A 16,335-nucleotide genomic window follows, 5' to 3' on the forward strand; every position below is an offset into this window, starting at 1 on the left:
CTATTTAGCAGATGTAGCTCATGATGATCGCATCTTCGCGACCATGCCCAGTCGGGTAGTAATTCACGCGGCGGTCAATCTCGTGAAACCCCAGATCCGTGTAAAGGGCGTAGGCTCGCGCGTTGCTTTCTCGCACTTCCAACCAAGCGCTCTCTGCGCCTTGCTCATGGCACATGTCGAGAAAATGTGTCACCAGTTGACGGCCATAGCCTTTGCCTTGTTGCGCCGGTTCAATGGCGATGTTGAGCAGCGTCACTTCACCAACAATGTTTTGAGCAAAGAAATACCCGACCACCTTGCCGCTGACCAACATCACGCAGTGACAAGCACCGCGGCTGGAGAGATCGCCCACCATGGTTTTTGACCATGGGTGCGTGTGTGCATGCAATTCAATGTGATAGACCGCGTCGGTATGCTCGGCGGCCATCGGTACAAATTCAACACTCATTTAGATTGCGCTCCGTACGAGCAAATTTGTTGCCATAAGTCACGGCGATGTTGCGTATGACCATCAATGTCGGCCAACGCAGGTGAGGTCAGCCGGTTGGCCGACGTGTCCACATCCACCTCAACACCCGCCAACCAAATCCACGCTAAGCCGCTCAGGTCCAACTGCGCCAATTGATGGGGAAAGACATGACGCGCCGCTGCAAGTGGCACATGAAAACTTTTCAACACACGTTCAAACAACAGCGCTTCCGCAGCCGTTGGGTAGGTGTCACTCACCAGCACCAAACGGCATTCGTCGTCCAATGGCGCTAAGGTGGGCTGATAGCCTTGCAGACGCTCAGGATGTACCAGATCCCAGCTCTGGATGCCCATGGCGTGTAAGTAGTGTTGTTGGCGGTCAGACATGTCGCTTCGCTCGTCGATTCATTGCGCGCCATGCTATCAAACTTCGCTGAATTCACTCAAGACGCCGTGTGCGAAAAGACACAAAAAACAAAGGAGCCGTCAGGCTCCTTGGCATTCACGTTGTGGCCATCGCATAAGTTGTAACCATAGCATGAATTGAGGCCATCGCATGATCAGCGCGCTCAAGCATGTTACGCGAGGTCAGCAAATTCCGGACAGTATTGAATCTCACCGCTGCGGCCGGTCAATTCATCGTCCCACAGGGCGACAATTTGAAATGCGTCAGCCGGCACGTCCCATTGACAATGAAATCCGTGTTTCTCGGCCGATGTAAAACCAAAGCGCGCGTAGTAATCTGGGTTGCCAAGCACGACGCAAGCGGGATAGCCCAACTCACCCAGCGACGCCAAGCCCTCATTCACCAGCTCGCCGCCCAACCCTTGATGACGAAATTCCGCTTTGACGGCCAAAGGCGCCAAGCCTTGCCAGTTGAGGTCTTCGCCATTGAGCAATACCGGACTGAACATGGCATGCCCCACCACTTCACCCTCATCATCACACGCCACCAGCGACAACGTGCGGTGACTGTTTTCTCGTAATGCCATGACCAGATTTGCTTCAGCGTCGGTGTCAAACACCGTTTTAAGCAGACGGTCGACCGCCAGAATGTCCGCTGGAGCTTCAGTTCGAATAAGCATTGAGTACCTCATTGTGTGTGTTTGGCGTTTGCATGCCTTTATGCACAAAATCGGCCAGTTGGTGAAGTAAAATTTGCAATGCTTTCGGTAATTGTTCCAAATCCACACTGTCCATCAAGTTTTTGACTTCCAGTCCCAGCTCCGTATCCCCTTCAATCGACAGACGACGTTGGAAAAATAAGGTATCGGGATCTTCTTTGCGGCCCGCGATCAGAACAAGGTCATTTAAATCGCCGCTAAAACTGACATCTTCATGGCGTACATTGTCTGCAACGATGAGATTTTCGTTCTCATAACTGATAAACCAACGTAAATTCAGGTCTCGGATTTCGACCTTGAGCCATTTGTCTTCAAGGAATTCGAAGTCGCCGTCATCCAAGGCTTCGTGGAAGGCGAGTTTGAGCCCATCCAGCAAGGCTTTTTTTTGCACAGATTTAGGTAATAAGTGGATTGGAGATCTCAAAATTGATGCGGCATTTTGAACTAGTTGAGTACGAATCTTGTTAATCACGCGCGTTATCCGTTACCTTTTAAATTAAGTGTGTCTCATCATAATGGATGTATTTGCGCCAATTCCTGTTATGCATCAAAAAACCAGTTCCCTGATGTCGCTTTTCAGTAGCAGGAATCAAAGTTATAGTTAATGGTTGTTGCCTGAGTAACAATTTCAATGAATAGTACGCATTCTGGACGGTTGGTAGTATCTTGATGCTTTCGCACATGCCCTCGCAAAATATACAGCACTGGTTTGCAAAAATTACGTCGCATAGTCCGTTCTTTTTTGCATTGCTTAATGACCAACATCAGTATGTTCTGGTCAATGAGCGCTATTGCGACATCGCTGGCTTGTCAGCAGATGAACTCGTTGGCATGAACGATAAAAGCGTGTTGGGCGAACACTCTTATCAACATCTCAAACCCTACTACGACCGTGCGTTTCGCGGCGAAACGCTTGAAGCCGAAGTCACACTACACGAGCTCGACCTCGAAACCAGTCTGCACTTTTCGCTCTCGCCCATTCTCAATGACAAACAGGTCGAATACGTCGTTTTTCACGCCATCGACACGTCTGAAAAACAGATTCTCATTCGTTCACTGGAAGAGTCCGAACACAAGTTTTCCACCCTCACCACACTGCTGCCCGACGGCTTACTGTTGGTGGAAGACGATTGCATCATTTCCGCGAACCCATCATCGGCACGTTTGCTTGGCTTGGATGACACCTCCGATTTACTCGGTGAAGATCTTTCTAGCCTGTTTATTGACGAAAAAACCAAAGCGGCATTTAGCACCCCCATCGGGTTGTTGCTCTCAGAAGCCCCTTTGGTGTGCCTGACCGGCCCTCGCTGCGGCTTTGAGCGGAAAGTACAGCTCAATGCGGGCACCACTCGCGTGCTCAGCAGCAACTCACAACTGATCCTGATTCAGGATGCGTCGCAAGCAACCAAACAGCTCTCGGCGACAACCCAAACGGATGTGCATATCGACACCTTAACCGGTTTGTATAACCGTTTGGGCTTTACCAAACGCCTAGAACACCTGATTCAAAACGACACGCCGTTGGTCATGCTCTACCTCGACATCGATAACTTCAAAAACATCAATGATTCGTTGGGGCATCACATTGGCGACAAAGTGATCAAAGAAGTGTCATCGCGCCTCAAACGCCTGTTGCCGCCTCACGCGGTATTGGGTCATCTTGGTGGCGACGAATTTGGTTTGATCTTGCCCGAGCCGGAGCACAATCGCTCCGCCGAAATGCTGGCAGAGCGCATCATTTCGCTCATCAACCAACCGTTCGATCTGCATCATTTCAGCAAACGACTGGCCTGTTCAATCGGCAGCGTATGTTACCCCGGGGATGGTAGCGACGCGCGCGTGCTGCTGCAAAACGCGGACACGGCAATGTACGAAGCCAAAGATCGCGGCCGCAACCGCTTAATCAAGTTCAATGATCAAATGAATAAAGAAGCACGTATGCGCCTGTGGCTGGAGATCGAACTGCAAAAAGCCCTGCAACAAAATGGCTTGGAAGTGTGGTACCAACCGAAAGTGAATGCGCGTGATTTCAGCATCAATGGCGCGGAAGCATTGGTGCGCTGGAAGCACCCGGTTGAAGGCTACATCAGCCCGGGCGCCTTCATTCCCGTGGCGGAAAAAGCCGGCTTGATTGAACACCTTGGTCGCGTGGTGATGCGCGATGTGTTTGCGACCGTCAAACGCTGGAAACAACAAGGCATTCTGCCAGGCCGCGTAGCAATTAACATTTCACCCGAACAGTTTGGTAACCCACAACTGATTGATTATCTTGAGAAGTTACTGCGCACGACGGCGCTGGATCCCAACTGCATCACCTTTGAGCTGACAGAAAGTGCGGTGATGAGCGACAGCGAACACACGCTGCAAATGCTCAATGCGATTAAGAAACTGGGGTTTTCGTTGTCGATTGACGACTTCGGCACCGGCTACTCGTCGCTGGCCTATTTGGCACGCTTTCCGATCGACGAGCTGAAAATTGACCGCGCGTTTATCACCGACATCGACACGCTCCCGAAACAGGTGACGGTAATTGAAAACATCATTAATTTGGGTAAATCGCTCAACTTAACGGTGGTGGCCGAAGGGGTCGAAACTCAGCAGCAAGCCACGTTGCTGTCCAATCTCAATTGCCATTCGATTCAAGGCTTCCACTTCTATCGCCCGCAACCGAAACATGAAGTCGAAGAGCTGTTTTCTCAGCATCGCCGTCATCGTAAATCACTCTAAGTGAGTAATTTTTCCTTTATTGAATGAAACCTGCCTTACATCAAATCCGATATTCATAATTCTTCATAAAATACGGGAACTTGTCCTCAGAAAACAGTACCCGAGCAATGGAACTACTCTGTCCTGCAGGCAACTTGCCTGCTCTCAAAACAGCCATCGATTGTGGCGCTGACGCGGTTTACATCGGCTTTAAAGATGACACAAATGCACGTCACTTCGCGGGCCTGAATTTCAGTGGCAAAAAGCTGGATAAAGCCGTTCAGTATGTCCATGACCAAGGAAAAAAGATTCACGTCGCCCTCAACACCTTCGCACATCCCAATGGATTTGAGCGATGGAGCAGTGCGGTGGATCAAGCCGCCGATTTGGGCATTGATGCGTTGATCGTGGCCGATGTGGCCATTCTCGATTACGCCGCCACTCGCTACCCAGACTTAGAGTTGCACCTGTCCGTGCAAGCCTCGGCCACCAACGTCAAAGCGGTCGAGTTCTACAAGCAGAACTTCAACGTGAAACGCGTCGTTCTGCCGCGCGTACTCTCCATTCATCAGGTCAAACAGCTCTCGCGTAATATTCCACACGATGTCGAATTGGAAGTGTTTGCTTTTGGCAGCCTGTGCATCATGTCGGAAGGGCGCTGCTACTTGTCTTCGTACATGACAGGCGAATCGCCCAATACCGTGGGGGCGTGCTCACCAGCCAAATACGTGCGCTGGCAAGAAACCGCGTCCGGTTTGGAATCGCGCTTGAATGAAATCCTGATCGATAAATATTCGGCCGGAGAGAACGCGGGCTACCCCACGCTGTGTAAAGGTCGCTTTATTGCCGACATCGACGGTGAACATAAGCGCTACCATGCGCTGGAAGAACCCACGAGCCTTAATACCTTGTCGTTGCTGCCAGAACTGTTTGCTGCGAATGTGGCCTCAGTCAAAATTGAAGGCCGTCAGCGCAGCCCGGCGTATGTTGAACAAGTGACCCGCACTTGGCGCGCCGCTATCGACCGTTACATAGCCAATCCAGAAGGCTATCAAGTGGAAGCGGCGTGGAATGCAGCGCTGGCTAACGTTTCGGAAGGCACACAGACCACACTCGGTGCTTATCACCGTCAATGGCAATAAACGACGTGGAGAACACCATGAAATACGCCCTCGGTCCCCTGCTCTACTTCTGGCCCAAGCAAGATGTAGAACAATTTTATCAGCAAGCGTGCGCCAGCAGCGCCGACATCATTTATCTCGGTGAAACCGTCTGTTCCAAACGACGCGAAATGAAATCGCAACACTGGCTGGAAATCGCGCAAGCCCTGAGCGCTGCCGGCAAGCAAGTCGTGTTATCAACCATGGCGCTGCTCGAAGCCCCCAGCGAAATCAATGTGATGAAAAAATACATTGATAACGGTGACTTCGCGGTCGAAGCCAATGACATGGCAGCGATTCAAATGGCGAGCGAAAAAGGCATTCCGTTTGTGGTTGGTCCGGCCATCAATGCGTACAACGCTTACGCCCTGAAGCTGTTTCTCAAACAAGGGATGACCCGTTGGTGCATGCCAGTAGAACTGTCGCGTGATTGGCTCCAGAACGTGTTGGCACAGTGCGAACAGCTGGGTATTCGGGGTCAGTTTGAAACCGAAGTGTTCAGCCACGGTTATCTGCCACTCGCCTACTCAGCGCGCTGCTTTACCGCGCGGGCTGAAAATCGCGCCAAAGATGAATGCGAGACCTGTTGCATCAAATACCCCACCGGCATTCAAGTTCACAGCCAAGAAGGTCAATCGGTGTTTAATCTGAACGGCATCCAGACGCAATCAGGTTACTGCTACAACTTGGTCAATGACCTGCCTGCCATGCAAGGATTGGTCGACGTGGTGCGCCTGAGCCCGCTTGGCGTTGAAACCTTCAGCCATCTCGACCGCTTTAAAGCGAACGAGCATGGCCAGCACCCTCAGCCTCTAGCGAACCATCAATGCAACGGCTACTGGCATCAACTGGCGGGCCTAGAAGTCAAAAACATCTAACCCACCACACAACGATCACCGCCGTCATAGACGGTGGTTTAGGGATAGAAAAAAGGCTGAAGGATCTCTTCAGCCTTTTCACTCACAGATCGCCGTCAGGCGTAAGCCGGAGCACCCGGTTTGCCCAAGCGCGACACATCACGCCACAGCATCACAGCGACCACCGCAGTTAGCGCAATGTTCGACAGCGGAAACGCAATCCACACCCCGGTAATGCCATACAGTTTCGGCAGCATGTACAAAAACGGCAGCTGCACCAACATATTGCCCACGGTGACAAACATCGCTTTGCCCCCATGATTGGTCGATTGATAGTAAGCCGCACTCACCACCAAAAAACCATCCAGAAACAGCGCAAACATGTGCAGTTTGAGCGCAAACACCGCGCCTTCCATCAAACGAGGATCATCGGAGTTAAAGATACCAATCACCTGTTCAGGAAACAGGTTGATCAGGACCACAAACACGACCCCGCCCAACACAGCGATGCTCATCGCCAATTTGAGCAAGCGGCGAATATTATCGTACTGACGCGCACCATGATTAAAGCTCGCCAACGGTTGCATGCCGTTGGCAATACCTTCCACCGTGAGATAGTACACGGTGACGATATAGCCCAAAATGGCATACGCACCGACCATGACGGCATCGCCGTACTGAATGATCAAGCTGTTGTGTAACGCCACCATGGTTGAACCGTAGGCGTACATAAAAAAGCTGGAGACACCAATGGCAAAAATCTTCGGCAGATAGCGCCACTCCATGGTGAGACAAGCGCGTGTTAAACGCAGTTTGGCGCGCTTGGAGAAAAAGTAGCTCAAACCAAGCCCAGTGACGATCAGTTGCGAAATGGCCGTCGCAATCGCTGCACCGGTTAATTCCCATTGCCACCATGCGATCAGCACGTAATCAAGCACGATGTTACACAGCGCGCCCACCACCATCAACATGGTCGCCAAATTGGGGCTGTCATCATTGCGCAGCAAAAACGGCATCGCAATGGAGCCAAGGGTAAACACGCAGCCAACGATCAGCACTTGCAGATACTGCATGCCCAATTCAAATGTGCGCCCTTGTGCGCCTTGCCAACGCAAAAAGTCATCGGCAAAAAACCACAGTAATGTCGCCACGACTGGCGCCAACATCACAAGAGTCAACAAGCCTGTCGCCAGAATGCGCTTGGCACTGTGCAGATCTTTTTCCCCTTGTTTGATCGACACCAATGCACCGGTGCCGACCCCCACCAACATCCCCACGCCTAAAATGGTCCCAATCACCGGCCAGGCAACGTTGATGCCGGCCAATCCGGTCGCACCAACATAGTGACCGATAAAAATACCATCCACGACTTGATAAAGACCATTCACCAGCATGGCAGCTACGGTTGGAATCGCGTAGCGAAGAAACTGACGATTGATAGCGGTGTTCATGTTCAACTACTCATTTATATTATTAGCTTTGCTAACTAATGTTAGCCATTAACGTAATGCTTTACTCAACAACATATCAAGGCATGATGACTCTTCGTCACTGAGGTGCTGCGACACCTGTTCAGCCAGCAATTGATACACTTTGGCTTCCGATGCCAAATGGATTTCCGCCAGTTCGGTCAATGACAACCGATGTGACCGAGCATCCTCACTGCATCGTGTTCGTTGCACCAATCCTTTTCTTTCTAGGCGTTTAGCCATGTTTGATGCCGACGGTTTACTCACTTCGAGCTCCGCGGCCAAATCCGTGAGTCGAATCGCCTCCTGCGCACCCTGAATGACCTTTAAGTAGTCATATTCATTGAAACTGAGCTGCGCGATGGGATCTTCTTTGCTGTACTTTCGCCACACTTTGGAGGTGAAGCGCTCCAGTTTCTCTAATTGGATATCTAAACTCATCCCGACGACCATTTAGTTAGAAAGGCTAACTATTTTGCCGAAATTTAAATCCATAGGCAATAAAAAAGCCGCCCGCGGGGCAGCTTTGATGAAAAGACAACTGAGTTCATGCCGTTAATCGAGTGAGGGCGCTTCAGCCTTTGCTTTGGCAATTTGCACATCACGCAGATGCTGGTAGATGCGCCCCAGCTCAATGAATGAGTAACGGTGTTCCACGTATTCGTACACGTTAAAGGAGATCGCCAGCTTATACAAAGAGATGGCATGCGCGTAATCCCCTTGCATTTGATAGCGTTTTCCGAGGTAGAAGTAAGCTTCTGTCAGGTGCTGTGCCAACGCGCTGTTGTCGCGTGTGGCTGCCAATACCGCTTTAAAGGCTTGCTCTTCAGACACTTGGTTGAGCATCAATGCCACCAAGACCCAGCCCCACTGTTCATCATGTTGCTGATAACGCGTCATCAAATCCTGACGTGCCTGCGCTGGGTGTAACTCGCTTTGAATGATATACAGCCAGAGCGCGCGAAACGGATCGCTGGGATCTTGCAGGTAATGGTTGTTGATTTCATCCAACGCCAACTCGGGACGCTCGCCGTAATAAAGTGCAATCGCACGATTACGCGCTGCGTAAAAATTCTCGGGGTCGAGCTCTAAGGTTGAATCAAATGATTCGTATGCCGCATCAAATTCACCGGCTTCGGTGTAATACACGCCGAGCAGATTAAAGATATCCGGTTGTGCCGGATTGAGTGAAAGAGACTGCGTAAAATCGAGGCGCGCTAAATCTCTTAACCCCACACTGTCGTAGTAATTGCCGCGTTCAAACAGCATCTTAGCGCGAACTTCATCGCTCAAATCCGGACGTTGCAGCAGTTGCGTTAAACGCGCAATTTGCACTTCTTGCTGCACACTCGCCTGTAGCGGAATCGCCATCGGTGGGTACACCCATTGCGTACCTTGGGTCGAAGATTGAGAGGCGCAACCTGCCAAAATCATCAGCGCGACGCTGGCTGTTGCGGTTCGAAACCATTTCACAAATCGATACTCCTGTGTATCCCGCATAAAAAAAGGGAGCGAATGACGCTCCCTTTATAACATGCTTTGGCGTTAAAAAGCGAAAACAGATCGCGCTTTAACCCAGTGAGGCTTATTCAGCTGCTGGTGCATCTTGTGCCGCTGGCGCTTCTTCAGCTGGTTTCTCAACCGCTTCTTTCATGCTCAGACGGACACGGCCTTGACGGTCGATTTCCAGAACTTTAACTTGTACTTCTTGGCCTTCAGACAGAACGTCAGACACTTTCTCGATACGCTTGTCAGCGATTTGAGAGATGTGAACCAGACCATCTTTACCTGGCAGTACGGTAACGAATGCGCCGAAGTCAGCCAGACGTGCCACTTTACCAGTGTAGATCTTACCCACTTCAACTTCTGCGGTGATCTGCTCGATACGACGGATCGCATCTTGTGCTTGCTCACCTGAAGTTGCCGCGATTTTGATGGTGCCGTCATCTTCGATTTCAATGGTCGTGCCAGTTTCTTCAGTCAGCTGACGAATCACTGCACCGCCTTTACCGATCACGTCTTTGATCTTGTCTGCGCTGATCTTCATGGTGTGGATACGTGGCGCGAATTGAGAGATATCGTCACGAGCACCAGAGATTGCTTGATCCATGACCGACAGAATGTGCAGACGTGCACCTTTTGCTTGGTTCAGAGCGATCTGCATGATCTCTTTAGTGATACCTTCAATCTTGATGTCCATCTGCAGTGCAGTCACACCGTTTGAAGTACCCGCAACTTTAAAGTCCATGTCGCCCAGGTGGTCTTCGTCACCCAGAATGTCAGACAGAACCACGAAGTCATTTTCTTCTTTCACCAGACCCATTGCGATACCCGCAACCGATGCTTTGATTGGCACACCCGCGTCCATCAGCGCCAGTGAAGAACCACATACAGACGCCATAGAAGACGAACCGTTTGATTCAGTGATTTCAGAAACCACACGTACGGTGTATGGGAATTCATCAATCGAAGGCATCACTGCAGCAATACCGCGTTTTGCCAGACGACCGTGACCAATTTCACGACGCTTAGGAGAACCGACAAAACCTGTCTCGCCCACACAGTATGGAGGGAAGTTGTAGTGCAGCAGGAAGTGATCTTTTCGCTCGCCAGTCAGTTCGTCGATGATTTGCGCGTCACGTTGAGTACCCAGAGTCGCCGTCACCAGCGCCTGAGTTTCACCGCGAGTAAACAGCGCACTACCGTGGGTACGTGGCAGAACGCCAGTACGTACGTCTAGTGCACGAACCATGTCTTTTTCACGGCCATCGATACGTGGGTTGCCAGCGATGATGCTACGACGTACCACAGTTTTTTCTAGGTCATGGAAAATAGTGTGAATTTCTTTTGGATTCAGCTCTTCGTTTTCAGCCAGCAGCGTTGCGCTGACTTCAGCACTGATTTCGTGGATGCGGTCATAACGCGCCATTTTTTCAGTGATTTGGTATGCTTCAACCAGTTTCGCTTCTGCAAGTTCAGCGATTTTAGCCGTCAGAGCCGTGTTCTCTTCTGGCGCAACCCAATCCCATGCTGGCGTCGCAACTTCTGCTGCGAATTCGTTGATCGCTTTGATCACAGTTTGTTGTTGGTCGTGACCAAATACAACCGCAGACAGCATCTCTTCTTCAGACAGAACTTCTGCTTCAGATTCAACCATCAGCACAGCAGATTCAGTACCGGCAACCACAAGGTCAAGCTTCGATGTTGCCAGCTCAGTGTTGCTTGGGTTCAGAACCAATTGACCATCGATGTGACCCACACGTGCAGCACCGATAGGACCGTTGAACGGAATACCAGAGATCGCTAGCGCAGCAGAAGTACCAATCATGGTCACGATGTCAGGTTGTACGTCTGGGTTAACAGACACAACAGTCGCAATCACTTGAACTTCGTTTTTAAATGCATCTGGGAACAGTGGACGGATTGGACGGTCGATCAGACGAGCAGTCAGCGTTTCGCCTTCAGAAGGACGGCCTTCGCGTTTAAAGAAACCACCTGGGATTTTACCTGCAGCGTAAGTACGCTCTTGGTAGTTTACGGTCAGCGGGAAGAAATCTTGGCCTTCAACGGCTTCTTTCTTACCAACCACGCTTACGAATACTGCTGTATCGTCCATCGTTACCATGACAGCTGCCGTTGCTTGACGAGCCATCACGCCAGTTTCCAGTGTCACGGTGTGGTTACCGTACTGGAATGTTTTTACTACTGGTTTTTCAAACATTGAGTTTTTCCTTTTCCAGGGCGTACCTGGATGAATCGATTGAGGTCTCAAAACATCACCAATCGCGACTAGTAAAAACGGACTGATTGCCCAATCGGTTTTTAATAGCCGCGACCTGTTGGCCGACTTACGGTGACTGTAATGCCTTGAGTTTAGATAATGCTGACTCCATCGAGTCAGACGGCGGGTAGTATAAACTACATTGCGAAAGATGTGCCAAATTTAGATAACAAAAAAGGGGCATATAGCCCCTTTTTAAACAAACTGTACTATGCAGTCACTGATTAGCGACGTAGGCCTAGACGTTTGATTAGATCTTGGTAACGAGACAGGTCTTTGCCTTTCAGGTAATCAAGAAGTTTACGACGGCTAGAAACCATGCGTAGCAGACCACGACGGCTGTGGTGATCGCCTTTGTGCGCTTTGAAGTGACCTTGCAGGTGGTTGATAGAAGCAGTCAGTAGAGCTACTTGAACTTCTGGTGAACCAGTATCGCCTTCGGCACGTGCGTATTCAGCAACGATTGCTGCTTTAGTTTCTGCATTCAGAGACATAATTCTCTCCTAAAGAGTTAAGTTTATATTTGTGTCAGCCAATCTCTGATTCAGCCGACACGAGGAGCGCGAATTATAGGGAATTATTCCCCTTCGCACAAGATCAAAAAAGACCGTTACTCAGCGTCTGTCGGGTAAACCACCAAACGTTTTGGCGCAATTTTGCCATCGTCATTCATTTCACCCACGCCCAAGAAGAGTTTCTCCTCTCCGCCGGTCAAACGAACGAAGCAATCACTTGGCGCGCCAAAGACTTGCACCGCTTGGCCGTGTTGCACCATGTGGACCAGTTCAGGCACCAGATTCACTTCTGGTAAATCCTGCACTGCGGTATCCATTGGCAGCAGCAACGCATCCAACACGTCGTAAGGCGAGCGCTCTTCACGCTTGGCGTCTTCCACCATCGCGTTGAGTTGGTCTAATGTGACCATATTTTCGTACGGGTACTTCGCCACACCAGTGCGACGCAGCATTGTGACATGCGCACCGCAGCCCAGCATTTCGCCTAAATCGTCAACGATGGTTCGAATGTACGTGCCTTTTGAGCAGTGCACTTCCATTTCCACTTCATCACCTTCAAAGCGATGCAGGACGATGTCGTACACGGTGATTTTGCGCGCTTCGCGTGGCACTTCAATACCTTGGCGTGCGTATTCGTACAACGGACGTCCTTGATATTTCAGCGCAGAAAACATCGATGGCACCTGATCGGTTTCGCCACGGAATGATTCAATCTTGGCCAGCAAAGTCTCGCGATCGACCTGCACCGGGCGTGTTTCCACCACGTCACCGTCAGAGTCTGAGGTGTCGGTGCGCTCACCTAGTTTGGCAATCACGCGATAGCGTTTGTCGGAATCAAGCAGGAACTGGGAGAACTTGGTCGCTTCGCCAAGGCAAATCGGCAGCATACCGGTTGCAAGCGGATCCAGCGCACCGGTGTGTCCGGCTTTCTCGGCGAAAAACAGGCGTTTCACTTTCTGTAAAATGTCGTTCGATGAAATGCCTGTTGACTTATCTAGCAACAGCACACCGTTGATCGCACGGCCTTTACGACGACGCGCCATTACTCTTCGTCCTCACGACCCGATTCTTTTTGTTTTTGCTTGTCTTGGCTGACCACTTCGGTCACCAAGTTAGACATACGCATGCCTTCCACCAAGGTGTTGTCGTAGTGGAAACGAATCTCTGGCGTCAGACGCAGACGAATGCGTTTGCCCAGCATCATACGGATGTGCACTTCGTGCTCACGCAGCGCATTCAGGCATGATTCTGGCGTTTGCTCACCCACGCACAGGAAGGTCACGAAAACTTTGGCGTAAGCCAGATCGCGAGACACTTCTACGTCAGAAATGGTCACCATTCCCAGGCGGGAATCGCGCACTTCGCGTTGCAGAATCATCGCTAATTCTTTTTGTAATTGCTGTGCCACACGTTGAGTACGGCTAAATTCTTTTGGCATATTCTTTTCTCACTGATAGAAAGAATGGGGGGATGGTTTACCCAGCCCCCCATGGTGTATTCAACAACCTAAACTTGCCGATAATGCAATTTTAGTTGGTTAGTCGATGGTGCGTTGAATCTCAACAACTTCGAACACTTCGATCTGGTCGCCTACGCGAACGTCGTTGTAGTTCTTCACGCCGATACCACACTCGTAACCATTCTTCACTTCTGCAACGTCATCTTTAAAGCGACGCAGAGATTCCAGTTCGCCTTCGTAGATAACCACGTTATCACGCAGTACGCGAATTGGGTTATGACGCTTGATGGTACCTTCGGTCACCATACAACCAGCAATTGCACCCAGTTTCGGTGACTTGAACACGTCACGAACTTCAGCAAGACCAATGATCTCTTGCTTGAATTCTGGAGCCAGCATACCGCTCATCGCTTGTTTCACTTCGTCGATCAATTGGTAAATGATCGAGTAGTAGCGAAGGTCGATATTTTCTGCTTCGATTGTACGACGCGCTGATGCATCCGCACGAACGTTAAAGCCGACAACGATAGCATTTGATGCAGCGGCCAAGACGGCATCTGTCTCAGTAATACCACCGACGCCTGAACCCACGATGTTCACTTTCACTTCGTCAGTCGACAGTTTCAGTAGTGAGTCAGCGATCGCTTCAACCGAACCTTGTACGTCTGCTTTCAGAACGATGTTCAGTTCAGCAACGTCACCAGCAGCCATGTTCGAGAACATGTTTTCCAGTTTCGATTTCTGCTGACGAGCCAATTTCACTTCGCGGAACTTACCTTGACGGTAGTTCGCTACTTCACGTGCTTTACGCTCATCACGAACAACGGTTGCTTCATCACCAGCTGCAGGAACGCCTGACAGACCCAGGATTTCCACAGGGATAGAAGGACCAGCTTCGTCCACTTCTTCACCCAGCTCATCACGCATTGCACGAACGCGGCCATATTCTTGACCACACAGTACGATGTCGCCTTTGTGAAGCGTACCCGACTGAACCAGAACGGTTGCAACTGGACCACGACCTTTATCTAGGCGTGATTCAATCACCACACCAGAGGCCATGCCGTCTTTCACGGCGTGCAGTTCTAGCACTTCCGCTTGCAGCAGAATCGCTTCTAGCAGTGAATCGATGTTGGTGCCCTGTTTTGCAGAGATGTGAACGAAGATGTTCTCGCCGCCCCATTCCTCAGGAATCACGTCGTATGCCGCCAGTTCGTTCTTCACGTTATCTGGGTTCGCTGCTTCTTTATCGATCTTGTTGACCGCAACAATCAAAGGTACGCCGGCCGCTTTCGCGTGCTGGATCGCTTCAACTGTTTGTGGCATCACGCCATCGTCCGCTGCAACCACAAGAACAACGATATCCGTCGCTTGAGCACCACGAGCACGCATTGACGTAAACGCCGCGTGTCCCGGAGTATCAAGGAAGGTGATCATGCCGTTTGGCGTTTCAACGTGGTAAGCACCGATGTGCTGAGTAATACCACCCGCTTCGCCAGACGCAACGTGCGTACGACGAATGTAGTCCAGTGTTGACGTTTTACCATGGTCAACGTGACCCATAATGGTCACAACTGGTGCACGTGGCACAGACTCAAATTCGTCATCACGGTCAGACAGAACGGCTTCTTCCAGTTCGTTCTCTTTACGGATGATCACTTTGTGACCCATTTCTTCTGCAACCAGCTGCGCAGTTTCTTGGTCAATCACTTGGTTGATGGTTGCCATTGCGCCCAGTTTCATCATCACTTTGATGACTTCTGTCGCTTTCACAGACATCTTTTGAGCCAGCTCAGACACGACGATAGTTTCGCCGATGACTACATCTGATTTTGCAACCACAGCGCTCTTATCGAAGCCATGTTGCATTGATGAAGGCTTGCTGATGCGACCTTTACGACCGGCTTTGCCACCGCGAGCACGAGAATTGTCACGCTCTTGTTTATCATCGCGAGAAGACATTTTTTTCTTGTTCGCTTTGGTAGAACGACGGCTGGAACCTTCTTCACGACGGTCTGCTTCATCTTCGGCTTCACGAGCGTAGCGTGAAGTCGTTACGTGGTAATCTGTATCTTCTTGCATATCACCCTTTTTCTCTTCTTCAGCAGACCAACGCTCTTTATTTAATTCGGCCAATTCACGCGCTTTTTCAAGCTGACGGCTACTTTCCTCTTCAGCCTTACGTTTCGCTTCTTCTTCCTGGCGATGTTTCAGTGCTTCGGCTTCTTTTCGCGCTGCTTCTTGCTTAGATTTATCTTCAGCAGAACGCTCACGTTTTGCTTCTTGAGCTTCGCGCTTCACTTTATCTTCAGTGTCGCGTTTTGCTTTTTCTTCCGCGTCACGTTTTGCTTTTTCTTCCGCTTCACGTTTCGCTGCTTCTGCAGCTTCACGTTTCAGCGCTTCTTCAGCATCACGTTTCGCTTGTTCTTCCGCTTCACGTTTTGCAGCTTCTTCAGCTTCACGTGTCGCTTCATCTTCGATTGTACTGCGCTTAACATACGTACGTTTTTTGCGCACTTCAACCTGAACATTCTTACTTTTACCGCCACCGGCGTTCACGCTCAGTGTACTACGGGTCTTACGCTGGAGTGTCAAACGAGTTGGCTCTGCAGCCGTTGCTTCGCCATGCTCTTTACGTAGGTGGGAAAGAAGCTTCTGCTTCTCGTCCTCGGTTACGCTGTCAGAGCCTGATTTTGTCATCCCAGCATCAGCAAGTTGCTCTAATAAGCGGTCAATTGGAGTACCAATTTCTTCACTCAGTGATTTAACTGTAAGTTGTGTCATGCCGCTTCCTCC

Annotated in this window: 15 protein-coding genes; 3 read left to right on the forward strand and 12 right to left on the reverse strand. The window is 50.4% G+C overall.

Annotated features, from left to right (window positions below):
- Nucleotides 1-4: 4 nt before the first annotated feature.
- From rimI to ubiT, 4 genes are all read right to left on the reverse strand, one after another.
- Nucleotides 5-448 (reverse strand): ribosomal protein S18-alanine N-acetyltransferase, encoded by a 444-nt coding sequence (rimI, locus tag ACS18Q_RS11955; RefSeq protein ID WP_004728927.1) that lies wholly within the window; start codon nt 446-448, stop codon nt 5-7.
- Nucleotides 445-855: a DNA polymerase III subunit psi gene (locus tag ACS18Q_RS11960; protein WP_004728929.1), complete on the reverse strand. Its 411-nt coding sequence runs from the start codon at nt 853-855 to the stop codon at nt 445-447. The genes rimI and ACS18Q_RS11960 overlap by 4 nt, the downstream gene beginning before the upstream one ends.
- A 191-nt stretch (nt 856-1,046) precedes the next feature.
- Nucleotides 1,047-1,553 (reverse strand): GNAT family N-acetyltransferase, encoded by a 507-nt coding sequence (locus tag ACS18Q_RS11965; RefSeq protein ID WP_004728932.1) that lies wholly within the window; start codon nt 1,551-1,553, stop codon nt 1,047-1,049.
- Nucleotides 1,537-2,064: a ubiquinone anaerobic biosynthesis accessory factor UbiT gene (gene ubiT, locus ACS18Q_RS11970; protein ID WP_038152678.1), complete on the reverse strand. Its 528-nt coding sequence runs from the start codon at nt 2,062-2,064 to the stop codon at nt 1,537-1,539. Before ubiT ends, ACS18Q_RS11965 begins: the two co-directional genes overlap by 17 nt.
- A gap of 209 nt (nt 2,065-2,273) precedes the next feature.
- Here ubiT and ACS18Q_RS11975 point away from each other — a divergent pair, with 209 nt between their 5' ends.
- The 3 genes from ACS18Q_RS11975 to ACS18Q_RS11985 all read left to right on the forward strand — a co-directional run bounded on the left by ACS18Q_RS11975 (nt 2,274) and on the right by ACS18Q_RS11985 (nt 6,336).
- Nucleotides 2,274-4,319, forward strand: coding sequence for an EAL domain-containing protein (locus ACS18Q_RS11975; protein WP_441257648.1), 2,046 nt, complete (start codon nt 2,274-2,276; stop codon nt 4,317-4,319).
- Between the two features lie 107 nt (nt 4,320-4,426).
- Nucleotides 4,427-5,440: a ubiquinone anaerobic biosynthesis protein UbiU gene (gene ubiU / locus ACS18Q_RS11980; protein ID WP_441257114.1), complete on the forward strand. Its 1,014-nt coding sequence runs from the start codon at nt 4,427-4,429 to the stop codon at nt 5,438-5,440.
- Nucleotides 5,441-5,457: 17 nt separating this feature from the next.
- A complete protein-coding gene (locus tag ACS18Q_RS11985) occupies nt 5,458-6,336 on the forward strand; it encodes a U32 family peptidase (RefSeq protein WP_158107741.1) in 879 nt (292 codons plus the stop codon).
- A 95-nt stretch (nt 6,337-6,431) separates the two neighbouring features.
- Here ACS18Q_RS11985 and ACS18Q_RS11990 read toward each other — a convergent pair whose 3' ends face one another.
- From ACS18Q_RS11990 to infB, 8 genes are all read right to left on the reverse strand, one after another.
- The gene (locus ACS18Q_RS11990) at nt 6,432-7,766 is read right to left on the reverse strand and encodes an MATE family efflux transporter (RefSeq protein ID WP_441257115.1); all 1,335 of its coding nucleotides are present in this window, start codon (nt 7,764-7,766) and stop codon (nt 6,432-6,434) included.
- Nucleotides 7,767-7,814: 48 nt separating this feature from the next.
- Nucleotides 7,815-8,225 carry a MarR family winged helix-turn-helix transcriptional regulator gene (locus tag ACS18Q_RS11995; protein WP_004728942.1) on the reverse strand — a complete coding sequence of 137 codons (411 nt, stop codon included), beginning with the start codon at nt 8,223-8,225 and terminating at the stop codon, nt 7,815-7,817.
- A 114-nt stretch (nt 8,226-8,339) separates the two neighbouring features.
- Nucleotides 8,340-9,257 carry a lipoprotein NlpI gene (gene nlpI, locus ACS18Q_RS12000; RefSeq protein ID WP_014204500.1) on the reverse strand — a complete coding sequence of 306 codons (918 nt, stop codon included), beginning with the start codon at nt 9,255-9,257 and terminating at the stop codon, nt 8,340-8,342.
- A 112-nt stretch (nt 9,258-9,369) separates the two neighbouring features.
- Nucleotides 9,370-11,505, reverse strand: coding sequence for a polyribonucleotide nucleotidyltransferase (pnp, locus tag ACS18Q_RS12005; protein WP_014204499.1), 2,136 nt, complete (start codon nt 11,503-11,505; stop codon nt 9,370-9,372).
- 284 nt (nt 11,506-11,789) lie between these two features.
- On the reverse strand, nt 11,790-12,059 hold the full coding sequence (rpsO, locus tag ACS18Q_RS12010) for a 30S ribosomal protein S15 (RefSeq protein WP_004728948.1): 270 nt from the start codon (nt 12,057-12,059) through the stop codon (nt 11,790-11,792).
- 116 nt (nt 12,060-12,175) lie between these two features.
- The gene (gene truB / locus ACS18Q_RS12015; RefSeq protein ID WP_004728950.1) at nt 12,176-13,123 is read right to left on the reverse strand and encodes a tRNA pseudouridine(55) synthase TruB; all 948 of its coding nucleotides are present in this window, start codon (nt 13,121-13,123) and stop codon (nt 12,176-12,178) included.
- Nucleotides 13,123-13,518 (reverse strand): 30S ribosome-binding factor RbfA, encoded by a 396-nt coding sequence (gene rbfA, locus ACS18Q_RS12020; RefSeq protein ID WP_004728952.1) that lies wholly within the window; start codon nt 13,516-13,518, stop codon nt 13,123-13,125. The genes truB and rbfA overlap by 1 nt, the downstream gene beginning before the upstream one ends.
- A 99-nt stretch (nt 13,519-13,617) precedes the next feature.
- Entirely contained in the window at nt 13,618-16,323 is a 2,706-nt protein-coding gene (gene infB, locus ACS18Q_RS12025; protein WP_004728954.1) for a translation initiation factor IF-2, read from the reverse strand.
- Nucleotides 16,324-16,335: the final 12 nt, after the last annotated feature.

Origin of the sequence: Vibrio sp. Vf1514 (assembly GCF_052076135.1) — a bacterium.
Lineage (GTDB): Bacteria > Pseudomonadota > Gammaproteobacteria > Enterobacterales > Vibrionaceae > Vibrio > Vibrio furnissii.